A 16857-nucleotide genomic window follows, 5' to 3' on the forward strand; every position below is an offset into this window, starting at 1 on the left:
AAACGTATGAAAGAAGGGATGTGAAGATTATGGAACAGCAGCTGCGGCGGAAGTCTTGGGTGGTCGGACCGATGATCGCGCTCGCCCTGCTCTGCGGAGTTGTCATCGGGAAAGGCTGGGAGCGAACCGGTCACGCCGGTGAAACCTATGAGGAGCTCAAAACCTTCTCCGAGGTCTTGAATCAGGTTCAAAAGCATTATGTCGACGAGACGAAGCCGAAGGATCTGATCCAAGGGGCCATTCGCGGCATGCTGTCGACGCTCGATCCCCACTCAGCGTATATGACTCCGGAAATGTATAAGGAGATGCAGGTCGAAACCAGGGGAGAATTCGGTGGAGTCGGCATTCAAATCGGTGTGAAGGACAACCGGCTGGCCGTGATCGCGCCGATCGAAGGCACGCCCGCGCATCGAGCTGGGATCAAAGCAGGCGATTTCATCATTAAAGTCAACGACGACACCACGAAGGATCTGACGTTGATGGATGCTGTCCAGAAGATGCGAGGGCCGAAAGGCAGTAAGGTCAACCTCACCATTCAACGGGATGGGACGGCGGATCCCTTGGTGTTCACTCTCGTCCGGGACACCATCAAAATTGAAAGCGTGAAGTCGAAAGTCATCGACAACCTCGGCTATGTCCGGCTCACTCAATTTCAGGAAGCGACCGGTCGAGACCTTTCGAAAGCGATCAGACAGTTCAAGGATCAGAAGGTCCATGGAACCATTCTCGATCTCCGAAACAATCCCGGCGGTTTGCTGACCGCGGCCGTCGATGTGTCCGAGCAATTTCTTCCCAGCGGGAAGCTGGTGGTGTACACCAAAAGCCGGGAAGGGAAAAAGGACGAATGGTTCGCGAAATCCAAGGATCAACTTGAAGACCTACCGGTCATCGTGCTCGTCAACGAGGGTTCGGCGAGTGCGTCGGAGATCGTAGCCGGGGCGCTGCAAGATTGGGGGCGGGCCGTCGTAGTCGGGACGACCTCGTTCGGAAAAGGGTCGGTGCAGACGATCTTGGCGTTAGGCGATGGTTCGGGGCTTCGCCTCACGACCGCGAAGTACTATACGCCGAAAGGTCGGTCGATCCAGTCGACCGGGATTATTCCGGATATTGTGGTGAAACTGCCGCTGCCGGTGCTTGCCAAGGTGCCTGATGGGAAGTCGGCTGAAAAGGACCAGGAGGTGAAGGCAGTCAAACCACCGACAGGAAAAGATGCATCACCACCGACTGGGAAGTCTCCCGATGAGGCAAGTCCGAAGAACGGCACGGGTCAACAGTCGTTGCCGGCCGAAGCGGGAGGGGAACTCTCGCTTGAGCAGGATGTCCAGCTCCAGAAGGCGGTGGAATTGCTGAAGAGCTGGAAGATTTTCAAGGAACTCAAGAGTTCCTAACAGGATGCTGAAAAAGTCCGCCAGCGGTGTTCTCGCATCACTCAGAGGCTCAACGTACCGAAGCGTACGCCTCACCTCTTCGCTTGCTGCGGCCTTGCTGGACGGTCTTTTTGAGCATCCTGAAGTTATTCCGGTGGTAACCTGCTAAAGCTCATTATTTTGTATACGTTGTCGGACAGCCTGCAGCAAATGCTCCTCTGATCCGGAGAAACTCGGCAGGGTTCGAAGCAGGTGAGATTGAATGAGCTGATCGAGGTCAAGCAGCGTCCTGATGCCGAGTCGGAAGTACAAATAGGCCACGAGTGATTCGGAGAGACCAGGAAGAGTTGCCCAATCTCTGACCTCCGTCGGGAGCGGGGTCTGAAGCTCCTCGTAGGCGCGGATGGTTCCAGTCTCAAGAAACTCTTCGATCTTTTTTGCCAGATCGGTTCCGATCCCGTCGATAGCTTCCAGATCCTGCCGTTCCGCCACGGCTGCCACATCTTCATCGATGGCAAGCAGAGCATCCGCAGCCCGCCGATAGGCCCGCACTCGATAAGGGTTCGCCCGTTGGGATGACAGGAGATCAGCCATCGAGCGGAAGATAATGGCAAGTTGCTGGTTGTGGTGCGGGATGGAGTTCATAGACCGTGATGGCGTTATTCTGACCTGAGCAGGGATGGAGGCGCAAGATACGAGGTATGCGCACGGCTTGTGAGTCGTTGCATCAGTTCTGAATCTTCTGTGGAGAGTAGAGTGGATACTGCCAGCCTGAAGTTCTTGAAAATTGAGGTAGTGTCGGGGGAATTGAGGCTTGATGACGGCCTCGGTCCAAGGGCAAAGCATCATTCGACGTTGCAGCGGGTATCAAAGTCTGAACGGTTGGATGTAAAGATCGGGGGTGCTCGCCGGAACGGGCTCATCGCGCGTGTGATCGTGATGGTCGATCGGAATGTTAGGCGACGGCTTTCAAGCCTCGCTGTTGCACCAGGTGTAATAGCTTGAGGGCGGTGCCTGTGGGGCGCTTCTGACCAATCTCCCACTTTTGCACTGTGGACACACTGGTATTCAGCAGCGCGGCAAAGACCGCTTGACTGACTCGTGACGCCTCGCGAATTTCTTTGATTTGTTTCGGCTTCAGCGGCGCGATGGGCGGCACGTACAGTTGGTCGAATTCGCGCAGCGTGATCCGATCCATCACGCCGGCTTTGTGTAGGCCTGTTGCTGTGGTGTGGACCGCTTCAAGAATGGCGGATGTTGCTTTCTTCATCGCAATGCACCTCCATCAATTCCCCGGCACGTTGTGCTTTCCTGAGCGCCTGCGTCGTCAATGACAGCAAATGGGAGGCCAGCTTCTTTAAGGCGGTTTCTTCGTCCTTGTCGATGGTGCTGCGCTCGTTTTTTGAGAAACCGAACACGAAGATCCAGCGGGTTCCCTTGTTGGTCGCGACTAGCGTGCGAAAGCCACCACGCTTTCCCTGTCCAGGTCGCGCCATCCGCTTTTTCAGCAGCCCGCCACCGAGATCCGCGTCATACAGTCCTGCCGTCATTTCCCGCACAGCCGCGCACAGGCTCGTTGTGGTGAGCCCTTCTTTGCGCGCCCAACGATCAAACCAGCGGGTCTGATATACCGCCATCCCGTGTCTCCGTCCACGCATTGTATATAGCACTTAGTGCTATGGTATGCAATTGTATATTGCCCAACCTTGAGAATAGAAATGGCCGGTTGTGACAGTCCTAGCCCAAGGGCATGGATCTGTCAGGTTAGACACAGTGCAAACCGAACACTATGGCCTATTACCTGAACGCGCGCGCACGAAAATGTTTCGACTTTGCCATGTCGTTGGAGGTCGATGCACAACTGCGCCATTATTCACCTGTTACATTTGGGACATGAAACCGCCAAGTATTTACAATAGCAGACTGTTTTGGTACCTTCCGATCGCTTGCTTCGTCTGTCCACAAGGAGTCACCTGGCATGAGTGGCATCCAGGTCCAGACCCTCTCAGTGATTGCCCAACCAGAGCTCCGTGATCCCTCTCCACGATGGGGCTACAACTCATGTTGTATGGTGTCATCTGTTCACCGACTGAGGTAACCTCGAAAAAGTGGACGCCTTCAACCTAGAATCAGAGGTCTGGAGGTGTGCGATGGAACGAGTCCCACGACAGAAGTATACGAAGGAGTTTCGGGAGCAAGCGGTGCAGCTTGTGCTCGAACAGGACTTGACGACTCTGGAGGCGGCGAGACGACTCGCCATTTCAGACAAGACGCTCGGGAACTGGGTGTGTCGAGCCCGGCGCGGTCAGCTCGCGACGCTGGGGGAGAGCCGACGGCCCGTGACAGAGCTGGAGGCCGAGGTCTCTCGGCTGAAGCGCGACCTGGCCGAGGCGCGGATGGAGCGCGACATCCTAAAAAAAGCCACCGCGTACTTTGCGAAGGCGCAGCTGCCCGGTACGCGCTGATGAGGACGCTGCGGCCCCACTATCCCCTGAGTCTGTGGTGTCGGGTACTGGAGGTGTCCCGAAGCGGGTACCATGCCTGGCAGAACCGCCGCCCCTCGAAGCGCGCCCAGGAGAACGCACGGCTGGAAGTGGCGATTCAGGCGGCCCATGTGCGCACCCGCCAGACCTATGGACCGGAACGCCTCCAGGCGGAATTGCGTGAGGATGGTTTTCCAGCCGGGATTGGGCGCATCAAGCGGCTGCGGAAGAAGTTGGGCTTACGCTGCACACAGGTGCGCCGGTTCACGATCACCACGGATTCGGCGCATCAATGGCCTGTGGCGGACAATCTCCTGGCTCAAACGTTCCCCGCAACGCGCCCGAATGAGACCTGGGTCACCGACATCACCTATGTCCCCACGGGAGAAGGGTGGTTGTATCTGGCCGGGCTCAAAGATCTGTATACGTGTGAGGTGGTCGGACATGCGATGGGAGCTCGGATGACGACGGACTTGGTGCGTCACGCCTTGGTGAGAGCAGTGTGGGGGAAACGCCCACGCCCAGGCTTGATTCACCACTCCGATCGCGGATCCCAATATTGTGCCCAGGACTATCAAGAGCAGTTGCGGCAGTTCGGCCTGACCCCGTCCATGAGTCGGAAGGGCAACTGCTATGACAACGCGCCGATGGAGAGCTTCTGGGGAACGCTCAAGAATGAGCTGATCCATCACCGGCGTTATGCCACGCGGGAGCAGGCCCGGCGGGAGATCACGGAGTACATCGAGCTCTTCTATAACCGTCAACGGCGGCATTCCCGGCTCGGGAATTGCTCGCCCGCTGCATTTGCCCAGCGATGGGCCCGTCAACAGCCGGCGGCATGAGGCTGCAATTCATGGCGTCCACTATTGACAACCGAGGTCAAGCTGGCGGGGAATCGCTATTACGCCTTCGCCGTGAGAACCGCCAAGCTCATAGTGGATACGGAGCAGGCCGTGACTGTTGATCGCACTGATTTCGCGAAGCCGGAGGAATGGGGGATTAAGTCCGCCGGCACTGATGATCAATATGCAGCGCCATTGTTGCAGGATTTTAGACCAGTGGCCTTGAAATCTGGCCTCCCACCCGACATGTAATAGGCTCTCGTGCTGGAGCCGTGGATTCGCACCGATCTCGACAGTTGAATCTTCAACTGTCCCTAGCTCCCGCACGTTCTGCTTGCCCTCTCAGCGCTCCACCCGCAGTGACCATCTTTCTCGAATGCGCAGTAGCTTGCTCTCTGCCTGGCCGAAGCAGCTATGCTAGCGCAATTGGCAATTAGTGGGCGCTTCGTTGACTTTGGTAATTCCGGTCCCATAGGATGACAGGCGTGCAGGATGCAATCCACATCCACGTGAACGGGCAAGCACGAAGCTGGCGCAGTGGTGCATCGGTCGCCGATTTGCTGCAAGACCTGGATATTCAAACGGAGCGGGTGGCCGTGGAGCTGAATCTCGAAATCCTCGATCGGGCGGCATTTGGTCAACGCCGGCTCCAAAACGGGGATCGGGTCGAGATTCTCGGGTTCATCGGCGGCGGCGCTGCGGCAAAGGATTGAGGCGGTTCGCTCATCTTCTTTAGGGAGCCTCGGTTGGTGGCTCTGGGCAATATGTTCCGGAGAGGATCACGATGACGGACGATCGACTGGTGATTGCGGGACGCGAATTCAAGTCTCGGTTATGGGTCGGAACGGGAAAATATAAAGACTTTGTCGAGACGCAAAAGGCGATTGAAGTGTCCGGCGCCGATGTGGTGACGGTCGCAGTGCGGCGAGTGAACATCACCGATCGATCGAAAGACAATCTGCTCGATTACATCGACCCGAAGAAATACACGATTCTGCCCAACACGGCCGGATGCTACACCGTGGAAGATGCCGTTCGATACTCGCGCTTGGCCCGGGCGGCCGGAGTCTCCGACTTGGTGAAGTTGGAAGTGCTGGGTGACGAGAGGACGTTGTTCCCCGATACGGCCGGTTTGATCGAGGCAGCCAAGATCCTCATTAAGGAAGGATTTATCGTCCTTCCATACACGAACGATGACCCGATTGTCGCGAAGAAGCTCGTGGATATCGGATGTCCGGCGGTCATGCCTCTAGCTGCGCCCATCGGATCCGGGCTCGGGATTCGTAATCCGTACAACCTGAAAATCATCATGGAAACCGTCAAGGTGCCGATTATCGTCGATGCCGGTGTCGGAACCGCGTCGGACGCAGCCTTGGCGATGGAATACGGCGCCGATGCGGTGCTCATGAATACGGCCATTGCCGGTGCACAGGATCCGCTTGCCATGGCGGAAGCGATGAAGTATGCGGTTCATGCTGGTCGTCTGGCTTACAAGGCCGGTCGCATTCCCAGGAAACTCTATGCGACGGCCAGCAGCCCGATCGAAGGGATGCTCTAAGAACAGTGCTGAGTGCTGGATGTTGAGTCCTGGGTGCTGGGTGAGGTCAGCGGGAGAAAAATGAGTCAGAACAGAGGTGGAGCATTATTCTCAATCGACTCAGCACCCAGGACTATGATCTCAGCCCTTCAGTGATGCCTCCAGTAAATTTTCGTCTGCTTCTTGTTACTGACCGACACCTGGTTCAAAGCCAATCTCTTTCAACGGTACTCACTGAGGCGATCATGGCCGGCGTACCGGCTATTCAGCTAAGGGAACGTGATCTGTGCACTAGCGACTTACTGTCGTTGACACAAGAAATCCAAACGCTGGCAACGCCTAGATCTGTATCGTTGATCGTCAACGATCGCGTCGATCTGATGATGGCGCTGAATTTGGACGGCGTGCATCTTCGCTCCGACAGTTTGCCTCCCCTCCCAGTGCGTCAGCTGATCGGACCACGTCGATTAATGGGGGTGTCCACACATTCGGTCGAGGATGTGCGACGTGCGAATCAGAGCGGTGCCGACTACGTCGTGTTTGGTCCCATTTTTGAGACTCCGTCGAAGCGTTCGTTCGGGCCTCCGCTTGGGCTCAATCTGCTGGCCGATGTCTGCTGCCGATCGTCCATCCCCGTTCTTGCCATTGGAGGGATTACCTGCGAACGAGTGCGCGATGTTCGTCGAGTCGGTGCTCACGGAGTTGCCGTGATCGGAGCGCTGTTGACTCGTGACGACATCGGCGAAGCCGTCCGAGAGTTCACACATGCTCTGGAGACGTGATACGGCGTGGCACAGCGGGGACAAGTCTCGCGCGAGATCGTCCGTTGGAGTTGACCACCCCTAGGTCGGATGTTAGAATCCGACCATCAGAATTATTCGCGTTTTCGCTCGATGCGGCGAGCTGTTCGTGTCGTCCCGATATGGCGGAAAGCAAGGGCCAGCCAAATCGACTCAGGTCCCTCCGAGATTCTGTCAAGAAGATTACGAAGCGGCTGTCCGAGGGGAATGGGGAGATGATTCATAAAAACGACGAACACGCCCGCGAGACCGAAAAGCTTCGCGTTCAGATTCAGTCGATGGAGGAAGAGATCCGTCGACTCTACCAATCGCGCTACCAACTCGATCAAGCCAATAAGCAGAACGAAAAACTTGTGGCCACGCTGCAGGAAGCGAAGGCGCAGATCGAGGCGCTGCGTAGCGAGGTGGAAAAACTGACGGCGCCGCCGTCGGCGTATGCCATATTTTCCAGTATGAATGCGGACGGAACCGGAAACGTCTATGTATCGGGGCGGAAAATGAAGGTCAACCTTCATCCTTCGATCAAGCGCAATGAGTTGCGGAAGGGGCAAGAAGTCGTCCTGAACGAAGCGCTCAACGTGATCGAGGTCAAAGGATTCGACAGTCAGGGAGAGGTGGTTCGACTCAAAGACGTGCTGGAAGGCGCGCGGGCATTGGTCACGCTCCATTTCGATGAGGAGAAGGTGGCCGAGCTCGGCGACCCGCTGCTCGCTGAGCGGCTGAGTGTGGGGGATCACCTGTTGTATGATCCTCGTTCCGGGTATGTCATTGAGAAGTTGCCGAAGTCCGAAGCGGAAGAACTCGTGTTGGAAGAGGTCCCGGATGTCGACTATGAGCACATCGGAGGTCTCCAGAAAGAATTGGAGCAGGTACGTGATGCCGTCGAACTTCCTTTCCTGCATCCACAGGTATTCTCCGAATATAAGCTCAGCGCACCGAAAGGGGTTTTACTGTATGGTCCACCCGGCTGCGGAAAGACGCTGATCGCCAAAGCCGTCGCCAATTCGATCGCCAAGAAATTAGGCCATCGGGCGGGCAAAGAAATTCGGAGCTATTTTCTTCATGTAAAGGGCCCTGAACTGCTCAATAAGTACGTCGGGGAGTCGGAGCGTCAGGTACGTGAAGTGTTTAAGAAGGCGAAAGAACGGGCGGACGACGGTCATCCGGTGATCGTGTTTTTCGATGAGATGGATGCACTCTTCAGGACCCGTGGGACAGGCGTGTCCTCGGATATTGAATCGACGATCGTTCCGCAGTTTCTCTCTGAGATTGATGGGGTGGAGCGATTGCGCAACGTCATCGTCATTGGGGCCAGCAACCGCCAGGATTTGATCGATCCCGCGGTGCTTCGCGCCGGTCGATTGGACGTCAAGGTCAAAGTGGGGCGACCGGATGCCACGGCTGCCCGTGACATTTTCTCGAAATATATCTCAACGGACCTTCCTTTTGCCGCCGAGGATTTGGAACGACATAGAGGCGACCGACAGGCCTTGGTCAATCAATTGACATCCCTGACGGTCGAAACCATGTATGCAGCCAGCGAGGAAAATAAGTTCATCGAAGTGACCTACGCCAACGGCGAAAAGGAAGTTCTGTACTTCCGGGACTTTGCCAGCGGAGCCCTGATCGAAGGGATTGTTTCGCGCGCGAAAAAATTTGCCGTGAAGCGCGTGATCGCGAAAGAGGGAGCTGGCCTGTGCTCGGACGACTTGATCCGCGCCATCCGTGAGGAGTTCAAGGAACACGAGGATCTTCCCAATACGACCAATCCGGACGATTGGGCAAAAGTTGCCGGAAAGAAGGGGGAGAAGATCGTTCATATCCGGACCATCAGCGGTGGGCCTGCCGAGCATCGTCAGATTGAAACCATCAGTACCGGCCACTATCTCTAACGATCCTATGCCAGACCACACATCCACGAATCGCATGCGTGTGCTTGGGACTGAAACCGAGTTCGGCATCGCGACAAAAGATCCATCCGCGATGGACCCTGTGTCGGGCTCATTCGCCGTGATCGGACATTACCCGAGACTTCCGGTTCCGGGGGCGCTCTGGGATTACGAAAACGAAAATCCACTTTTGGATGCCCGGGGATTTGAAGTTGACGGCGAGCGAGAACGTCCCAATCCGGACTATAACCGGCAGCTGAATAAGGTGTTGGCGAACGGCGGACGGTTATATGTCGATGGAGCTCATCCGGAATACTCGACGCCGGAGTGTTCGAACGCTAGAGAGATCGTGGCGTTCGAACGGGTCGGAGAGCGCATTCTCTCGGCATGCCTTCAGGAAATGGCTCGGGTGAGAGGAAGTGAGCAGTATGTCTTATACAAGAACAATTCCGACGGCAAGGGCAACAGTTACGGATACCACGAAAACTATTTAGTCTCAAGGTCCGTGCCGTTTGACAGGATCGCCCGGGTGTTGACGCCGTTTCTGGTCACCAGACCGATCTTCGCTGGAGCGGGAAAAGTCGGTGCTGAAAATCAGACCAGTCCGACGGAATATCAAATCTCGCAGCGCGCCGACTTTTTCGAATGTCTCATGGACCTCAACACGATGGTCAAACGGCCGATCATCAACACGCGCGATGAACCGCATGCCGATGCGGCAAGGTTTCGGAGGCTCCATGTCATCACTGGCGACGCCAATATGGCGGAACTCTCCACTTATCTGAAGGTAGGAACGTTGGACATCGTCTTGGATTTGCTTGAGTCAGGAGCCGATTTGCCTCAGTTCGAACTGGACGAGCCGATTCGGGCATTCAAACAGGTGTCCCGCGACCTGGATGTGAAGGACACCCTGAAATTGTCGGGAGGAAGGCCGACCACGGCGCTTGCTGTCCAGCGGGCGTACCTGAGCGCCGCCAAGACGTTTTATGCTTCGCAGGATCACAGTCCTACGACGCACGATGTGTTGTTTCGTTGGGAGGATGTGTTGAACCAGCTCGATCGCGATCCGCGATTGTTGGTGAATGCGTTGGATTGGGTCGCCAAACGACATCTGATCGAGTCCTATATGGAGCGTAAAGGGTGCGGATGGGATGATCCTCGAATAAAACTGATGGATCTCCAATATCATGATGTCCGCCCGGACAAAGGATTGTTCTACAGGCTAGAGCGTAGTCGCCTCATCGAGCGGATCGTTGAGGAAAATGAGATTCAACGGGCGGAGCTCAATCCGCCGACAGGTACGAGAGCGTACTTTCGTGGGCGTTGTGTCAGTAAGTTTGCGAAGGCCCTGTACGGGGCCAGTTGGACGTCGGTGCTGTTCGACGTCGGCAATACGACGATCAAGAAGGTGCCTCTGATGGACCCTCATCGAGGGACGCAGGCCTTGACACAAGAGCTGCTCGATACGACCGATTCAGCCGATGCCCTGATCGAAAAACTCAAGGTGTGACGAACCGTGGTTCCAAGACCGCAATGAAGTTGCCCTATCTTCCCGACCACGACGGCTCCAGTTTTTTTGATTTCGTCTCCACACATCATCCCGAGCTGGCATTACGAAACCATGGAATGGCGGCGGGTCCCGACCAGGTGCGCACCATGGGACCGATCGCTGTGCCTTCCGCCACAACCGTACTGGCCCTCAAGTATCAGCAGGGTATCGTGATTGCCGGGGACCGCCGAGCCACGGAAGGGTTTCAGATTGCGGACCGCCGAATCGAAAAAGTTTTCAAGATCGACGACTGGTCGGCCATGGCGATCGCTGGAGCGGCCGGTCCATGCATCGAGATGGCCAAGTTATTTCAGACCGAGTTGGAGCATTACGAAAAGCTGGAAGGCATGCCGCTCTCCTGTGAGGGGAAGGCCAATAAACTTGGCCAGATGGTCAAGGCCAATCTTCCGATGGTATTTCAGGGACTGGTCGTCATGCCGTTGTACGTCGGGTATGACTTGAAACGCGGCGAGGGCCGCATCTTCAAGTACGACATCACCGGCGGGCGGTACGAAGAGTCCGATTACCATGCGATCGGTTCCGGTGGGAAAGATGCCCGCAACACCATGCGGGAACATTTTCAGCGGCATCTCCCCGAGGGGGATGCGATCAAATTAGCCTTGCTCGCGCTCTACAATGCCGCAGACGACGACGTCGGGACCGGCGGGCCGGATCTCGTGCGAGGCATTTACCCCACGGCGAAGGTCGTCACCGCCCAAGGCATCATCGACGTATCGGACGACACACTACGTGCTGTGTGTAACGATGTGATGGCGGCACGTCGTTCAAGGGAGACGTAATCATGCCGATGCCCTATTACGTGTCCCCTGAACAGATGATGCAGGATAAGGCTGAGTATGCCAGGAAGGGAATCGCCAAAGGCCGCTCGATCATCGCGATAGAGTATAGCGACGGCATTTTGCTGACGGCAGACAATCCGAGCGCCTCGCTGCACAAGGTGTCGGAAATCTACGACAACATCGCGTTTGCGGGAGCTGGCAAGTATAGCGAGTTCGAGAACCTTCGAAAGGCGGGCATCCGCCACGCCGATCTCAGAGGATTCATGTATAGCCGGGAAGATGTGACCGGCCGCTCGCTCGCAAACGGGTATTCGCAAAGCCTGGGGACCGTGTTCAGCCAGGAAATGAAGCCGCTTGAGGTGGAGATCCTCGTGGTGCAAGCCGGTGGTAACGATCGTCCGAACGAGATCTATCGTATCTCATTTGACGGCAGCATCATCGATGAGAAGAACTTTGCTGTGATCGGCGGACGATCTGAAGTGGTCCACACCGTGCTGAAAGAAAAAAGTCCCGGCCAGGTTCCGCCCTTAGACGCTGCGTTGAACCTGTGTGTCGCGGCGCTGGAGCAAACGGCCAATCAAAAGCTGCAGCCGGAAGGGTTGGAAGTCGCGGTCTTGGACCGAACCCGTACCGGCCGCAAGTTTCGCCGCTTATCGATTACCGACGTTCGACACATCCTCTCTCCCTGACCTCTGTCCTTCGTAAGGGCTTCCTTTGTTGAAGATCCGACAATCGGCGTGTAATCTGTTTCTAGTAGTTACGAAGCTATTTCGATTGATCGAGAATGTAGGGCAATTAACGCCTCGAACCAAATCACGGGAGCCCGCAGGATGGTCAAAAAGGCCATTCGGCAAGGCCTCAGCGAGCGAAGCGGTGAGGCGTACGTTTCGGTACGTTGAGCCTCTGAGCGATGCGAGAACGAAACCGGTGGCCTTTTTCAACATCCTGCTAGGCCATTCATGATGTCTGCAGGACCTATGAAACAACGGATATTCGGTCTCGAAAACGAATACGGCCTCATTTTTTCCCCCAACGGTCGTATCTATCTCCCCATGGAAAAAGTTCTGGGGTACATCTTTGAAGGACTGATTCCGAACAGCTGGCCGTCGAACGCCTTCTTGGTCAACGGAGCGCGGTTCTATCAAGACACCGGCTGTCACCCCGAATACTCGACTCCAGAGTGCGATAACATCCTTGAACTCGTGGTCCACGATAAGGCGGGCGAGCGTTTGTTGGAAGCCTGTCTGCCTGCAGCGGAGGAACGGCTTCGAGAAGAAGGATTGTCCGGAGAAATCTATATTTTCAAGAATAACACGGATTCCCTGGGGAATACCTACGGATGCCACGAAAACTTCCTTATGCGGCGTGATGTCGATTTCTGGAAAGTCACCGAACAATTGATTCCCTTTTTCGTGACCAGGCAGGTGTTCAGCGGGGCCGGAAAAGTCCTGAAAGTGTCGGGGAAGCCGCAATATTTCATCTCCCAGCGCGCGCAACATATTCACGAGAAGACATCATCGTCGACGACGTCTTCCCGAAGCATCATCAATACCCGCGACGAGCCCCATTCGGACGCCGAACGGTATCGGCGTCTCCATATCATCGTCGGGGATTCCAACATGTCGGAGTATGCCACCTACCTCAAAGTGGGGACAGCCGCGCTTGTCTTGTCGATGATCGAAGAGGGGTACACGGTGCATGGGTTGGAACTCGAGGATCCTGTCAAGGCGATCCGAGAGGTCTCGCGGGATCCGACGCTGAAGAAGAAAGTGAAACTCGATGACGGCCGGCAGATGACCGCCATTGAAATTCAACTGGCCTATCTCAAGCGGGCTGGAGAATATCTGAATCAACAGGCGCATGAACCCATCCTCGACGATGTGTGGGAGAAGTGGGAACGGATGCTTCAGCAGCTGGAAGAAGATCCGATGCAACTCATCCATCAGGTCGATTGGGTCACAAAGAAACATTTGATCCAATCCTACGTGGATAAGAAGAATTGCGGGTGGGACGACCCAAGGGTGTTCCTTCTGGATTTGCAGTTCCATGACGTGAAGCGGACGAGAGGGTTGTATTACTTGATGGAGTCTCGGGGGCTCATCGAACGGGTCGTCGAAGAGGAGGCGGTCCAGCGGGCGATGTCCACCCCGCCTCAGACGACCAGAGCCAAGGTCCGTGGGGATTTCATTCGATTCGCTCGCGCCAAGAATCGATCCTATACGGTGGATTGGACGTATCTGAAGTTGAACGGGTATTGGGAGGAAACCATCCTCTGCATGGACCCCTTCAGCGCGGTCAATCGGCGGGTCGAGGAACTGATTTCTCAAGTGTCCGGAGGGCGGTTTTATCGATGAAGCCGACGCTGGATCCGCATTATTCACGACGTGCCATGCCGGCGCGGTGCCTACTGGGTATCGTCGTTCTCCTCACCGGTTATCTGCTCACTGGCTTCGTTCCTGGTTCCGTACCGACTGCTCAAGGTGCCGATGGTCGGTATACTGGAAAACAGGGTCAGATTATCGTCGTCAAAGTCCCGGTCGATGATTCAGCCGCTCGCGTGCAGGGGAAATTCTTGGGACGCTCCATTAGCTTCTTCCCTGACACGCGACTCGAAGAGCCGAAAGGATTTATCGGATTGCTGGGGATAGATTTACAAGACGACCCGGGAACTCATGAATTAACCGTCGAGGTGAAGACGGATGAGCAGACTCGCATGCTCCGCTACAGCATATCTGTCGTCAAAGGGAAATTTCACGTTGAGCATCTCACGTTGCCCAAAGACAAGGTTGATCTCGATGAAAAAAGCTTGGCACGCTGGAAGACCGAGCAGGAACAAGTGAAAGAAGCGCTCGCTACGGAGTCCCAGAGCAAGCTCTGGCAACCGGGTTTCGTGGAGCCGGTGAGCGGCAAGCGAACCGGGATTTTTGGTAGTGTCAGAGTCATGAATGGTCAGGCGCGAAACCCGCACAACGGTGAAGACATCGGGGCTCCGCTTGGAACCGCCGTCGCCGCGACGAACGATGGGGTGGTGCGTCTCACCGTCGATCATATTTTCTCCGGGAAGGGTGTGTTTCTGGACCACGGGTTGGGCTTCTATTCGATGTACTTCCATCTGTCCGAAGTCCTGGTCAAGGACGGCGAGCAGGTGAAAGCCGGGCAGATTGTCGGGAAAGTAGGAGCCACCGGTCGTGCCACCGGCCCTCATCTCCATTGGGGCGTGAAACTCAACGGCGCGCGCGTGAATCCCTATGCCTTGTTGGATCTGCCGTTTAAAGGCGCAGTACAGTCAGCAGCTCCTGTGTCTGTCACGGATCCTGCTTCCAGCGCTGGTTCTCCGGCCCCATAATGTTCCGCTTCAAATCCGTTCGTGGTGAGCTTGTCGAACCATGAACGGAACTGTCTGAAATGAAACGCCCTTCGACATGCTCAGGGCGAACGGATGGTTTTGAAATAACTTCAGTTTTCCGCATGATTTCTGGTTGACCTCGTCCCACCGCGAGAATACCATTTTAGGATGAGGCATCGGACATGAGAATTTTCTTGTTCCTTTGTTCGGCGCTCTCTCTTCTGCTCGCCGCGCACCGATTCGCGATTGCCGAAGGGACAGGGCAGTTCAAGGGAGGGCTCTTCTTTCTCCTCATCGGCATCCAGCTGCTGATTGCCGCAGCACTGATCAGCCACCATCGAGAAGAACGCACCACCAAGTCACCAACGTCGACCGAAAAGGAAGAAAGCAAAGGAGCCGAGCCGAGTGCCGGGGATGCCTCGGTGGAACAAGAGAAGAAGTCTTGAGGGCAATGGACTTCCTCGATTGGTCATCTGGATAGGATTGTGATTCTAGCCGTATACAATTTGGGTCTCTCAATATGGAAGGGAGAGCAATGACGGTTGCAAGTGTCCGGTACCTGAAGGTTTGCATAGTCGTAGCGGCCTGGGTCGGTGTTGTACTCGCGGCCACCCATTACTCGGATAAGCCGGTAGTGTTGGGCAGATATAGCGGGGGGTATGCCTATCTGCTCTGTCTGTTTGTTGGAATCGCCCTGATACTCACGCTCGCTAAGTCAGCATGGTACCTGACTCTGTATCAGGCCCGGACTGGTCTTGTCATCAGTGGTGTATCCCTGCTCCTGTCGCTTGGGGTGCTTGAGATAGCGGTTCGTATGGTTGATCCGCTCGGTATCTCTTACTATGAGTGGGTAGGGGAATATCTACGCGACATGCAGGCCGATGACGAGCTCGTCTACAGACACAAACCGGCGTGGGAAAAACGCTATGGTAACGTGCTCGTGACTTATAATGAACGGGGCTTGCGCGATCGACCCATTCTGCCCAAAGCAGAGGGTGAATACCGGATTCTGGCACTCGGAGACTCAGTGACTTTTGGGTTGGGGGTGGACCAGGACAAGACGTTTGCCGTCCGCCTCGAATCGTTGCTGCGGGGCCGTCTGCACCGGCCTGTGCGTGTGATCAACAGTGGGGTTGGGGGCTACAACACCGTCCAGGAGTTGAGCTATTTCAAGCAAGAAGGGGCCAACCTGCAGCCGGATCTGGTGCTGTTGACCTACGTGCCGAATGATATAGAAGAGAAAAGAAGACCTTATGATCCATGGAGTAAAAACTCTATGCGTGGGAAGCCATTTCCGGTCATGGTAGAGATTATGATGGGGAAACTATGGCTGTATCGATTGGCGCATCATACTTATCGCTATGCCGTACTCAAACCGCTGCAAGAGAAGTCTTTGGCCCGCTCACCAAACGGGCCGGGGTGGCGTGGGTCCATGTCAGCGTTAAGCGAATTGGTTGCGATTTGTCAAGAACGCAAGATCCCGCTCATACTGTTCTTTAAACGGGATGATCTGCACATGAAGAATTCGTTATTTACCGATGTGGTTCGGCATGCACACGGCGTCCCAGTCAGGGACATGGCACCATGGTATGCGGGGCTTGACATATCGTCACTCGAGAATTCGAAAGTCGATACCCACCCTAATGCGGAAGGCCATCGAGTGATCGCTGAGCACATGGCTGACGATGTTGTGAACTACCTGGATCAGTTAAAAACTCGGGCAAGTCCGGTCTGGCCAGACTTTGGTGTCGCTGTTGCCGGCCCATGAATTGATCGACGTTACCAAAGGCAATTTCCGCACAATGAATGATAGGGCCAGCATCCGGCTTGTTTGTCAACAGTGTTGAGGTATGGACACTAGCCGATGTATCACTTTAGTGGTCTGAAGATGACCCAGAATCTCGCGTGGCTCTCCTAGTACACAATTGGCGGGCGCTTGCCGTTGACGATCAACAGCAGCCGTTTAAATTGTAACGGCTTGTCGGGATCACGCGTATAGTGGGTGGGATCTTCTAAGACTTCGACCTCGCTGAGCGGAATCGACAGTTTCTGCCGGATATGCGGGATGTTGGTTTCCAGTTCCAGCTCGAGGTCCACTAATCGCTCGCTGCAGCCAGTCACAATTGTGTTGATATCGCCTTGATCGTCAAACTGCACCGTGACCCGTTCTTCGGGATTGATCCAAGGCGTGATGAGGGCCACCTTGTCCGCAGGACTCATGGCGAACGCGTTATCCATGTTTTT

Annotated in this window: 18 protein-coding genes; 14 read left to right on the top strand and 4 right to left on the bottom strand. The window is 55.5% G+C overall.

What is annotated here, in order from left to right:
• Positions 1-29: 29 nt before the first annotated feature.
• On the top strand, positions 30-1388 hold the full coding sequence (locus P0120_09735) for a S41 family peptidase (protein ID MDF0674597.1): 1359 nt from the start codon (positions 30-32) through the stop codon (positions 1386-1388).
• A 144-nt stretch (positions 1389-1532) separates the two neighbouring features.
• On the opposite strand, the gene P0120_09740 is transcribed toward P0120_09735, so the two are convergent.
• The 3 genes from P0120_09740 to P0120_09750 all read right to left on the bottom strand — a co-directional run bounded on the left by P0120_09740 (position 1533) and on the right by P0120_09750 (position 3004).
• Entirely contained in the window at positions 1533-2012 is a 480-nt protein-coding gene (locus P0120_09740; GenBank protein MDF0674598.1) for a histidinol-phosphatase, read from the bottom strand.
• 310 nt (positions 2013-2322) lie between these two features.
• Positions 2323-2637: a DNA-binding transcriptional regulator gene (locus tag P0120_09745; GenBank protein MDF0674599.1), complete on the bottom strand. Its 315-nt coding sequence runs from the start codon at positions 2635-2637 to the stop codon at positions 2323-2325.
• Positions 2609-3004, bottom strand: coding sequence for a type II toxin-antitoxin system RelE/ParE family toxin (locus P0120_09750; GenBank protein ID MDF0674600.1), 396 nt, complete (start codon positions 3002-3004; stop codon positions 2609-2611). The genes P0120_09745 and P0120_09750 overlap by 29 nt, the downstream gene beginning before the upstream one ends.
• A 513-nt stretch (positions 3005-3517) precedes the next feature.
• Between P0120_09750 and P0120_09755 the strand changes: the two genes are divergently transcribed.
• The 13 genes from P0120_09755 to P0120_09815 all read left to right on the top strand — a co-directional run bounded on the left by P0120_09755 (position 3518) and on the right by P0120_09815 (position 16381).
• Positions 3518-4692 (top strand): IS3 family transposase gene (locus P0120_09755; protein ID MDF0674601.1). Its coding sequence is split into 2 segments (ribosomal slippage): positions 3518-3803 and positions 3803-4692, totalling 1176 coding nucleotides; the frame shifts between segments, so codons are not numbered across the junction.
• A gap of 24 nt (positions 4693-4716) precedes the next feature.
• Positions 4717-4944 (top strand): hypothetical protein, encoded by a 228-nt coding sequence (locus P0120_09760; GenBank protein MDF0674602.1) that lies wholly within the window; start codon positions 4717-4719, stop codon positions 4942-4944.
• 233 nt (positions 4945-5177) lie between these two features.
• The gene (gene thiS, locus P0120_09765; GenBank protein ID MDF0674603.1) at positions 5178-5405 is read left to right on the top strand and encodes a sulfur carrier protein ThiS; all 228 of its coding nucleotides are present in this window, start codon (positions 5178-5180) and stop codon (positions 5403-5405) included.
• A gap of 71 nt (positions 5406-5476) precedes the next feature.
• Complete coding sequence (locus tag P0120_09770; GenBank protein MDF0674604.1) at positions 5477-6250, top strand: thiazole synthase; 774 nt, start codon at positions 5477-5479, stop codon at positions 6248-6250.
• A 134-nt stretch (positions 6251-6384) separates the two neighbouring features.
• A complete protein-coding gene (gene thiE / locus P0120_09775) occupies positions 6385-7011 on the top strand; it encodes a thiamine phosphate synthase (protein ID MDF0674605.1) in 627 nt (208 codons plus the stop codon).
• A gap of 233 nt (positions 7012-7244) precedes the next feature.
• Positions 7245-8921, top strand: a complete 1677-nt coding sequence (gene arc / locus P0120_09780; GenBank protein ID MDF0674606.1) for a proteasome ATPase — start codon at positions 7245-7247, stop codon at positions 8919-8921.
• 7 nt (positions 8922-8928) lie between these two features.
• The gene (gene dop / locus P0120_09785; GenBank protein ID MDF0674607.1) at positions 8929-10428 is read left to right on the top strand and encodes a depupylase/deamidase Dop; all 1500 of its coding nucleotides are present in this window, start codon (positions 8929-8931) and stop codon (positions 10426-10428) included.
• A gap of 23 nt (positions 10429-10451) precedes the next feature.
• Positions 10452-11267 (top strand): proteasome subunit beta, encoded by an 816-nt coding sequence (gene prcB, locus P0120_09790; GenBank protein ID MDF0674608.1) that lies wholly within the window; start codon positions 10452-10454, stop codon positions 11265-11267.
• A 2-nt stretch (positions 11268-11269) separates the two neighbouring features.
• Positions 11270-11956 carry a proteasome subunit alpha gene (gene prcA / locus P0120_09795; GenBank protein MDF0674609.1) on the top strand — a complete coding sequence of 229 codons (687 nt, stop codon included), beginning with the start codon at positions 11270-11272 and terminating at the stop codon, positions 11954-11956.
• 288 nt (positions 11957-12244) lie between these two features.
• Positions 12245-13621, top strand: coding sequence for a Pup--protein ligase (gene pafA, locus P0120_09800; GenBank protein MDF0674610.1), 1377 nt, complete (start codon positions 12245-12247; stop codon positions 13619-13621).
• Positions 13618-14613 (top strand): M23 family metallopeptidase, encoded by a 996-nt coding sequence (locus tag P0120_09805; protein ID MDF0674611.1) that lies wholly within the window; start codon positions 13618-13620, stop codon positions 14611-14613. Before pafA ends, P0120_09805 begins: the two co-directional genes overlap by 4 nt.
• A gap of 182 nt (positions 14614-14795) precedes the next feature.
• Positions 14796-15059, top strand: a complete 264-nt coding sequence (locus P0120_09810; GenBank protein MDF0674612.1) for a hypothetical protein — start codon at positions 14796-14798, stop codon at positions 15057-15059.
• Positions 15060-15148: 89 nt separating this feature from the next.
• Entirely contained in the window at positions 15149-16381 is a 1233-nt protein-coding gene (locus tag P0120_09815) for a GDSL-type esterase/lipase family protein (GenBank protein MDF0674613.1), read from the top strand.
• A gap of 146 nt (positions 16382-16527) precedes the next feature.
• Here P0120_09815 and P0120_09820 read toward each other — a convergent pair whose 3' ends face one another.
• Positions 16528-16851, bottom strand: a complete 324-nt coding sequence (locus P0120_09820; GenBank protein ID MDF0674614.1) for a hypothetical protein — start codon at positions 16849-16851, stop codon at positions 16528-16530.
• Positions 16852-16857 lie beyond the last annotated feature (6 nt).

The organism is Nitrospira sp., assembly GCA_029194675.1.
In the GTDB taxonomy this organism is placed as follows: domain Bacteria; phylum Nitrospirota; class Nitrospiria; order Nitrospirales; family Nitrospiraceae; genus Nitrospira_D.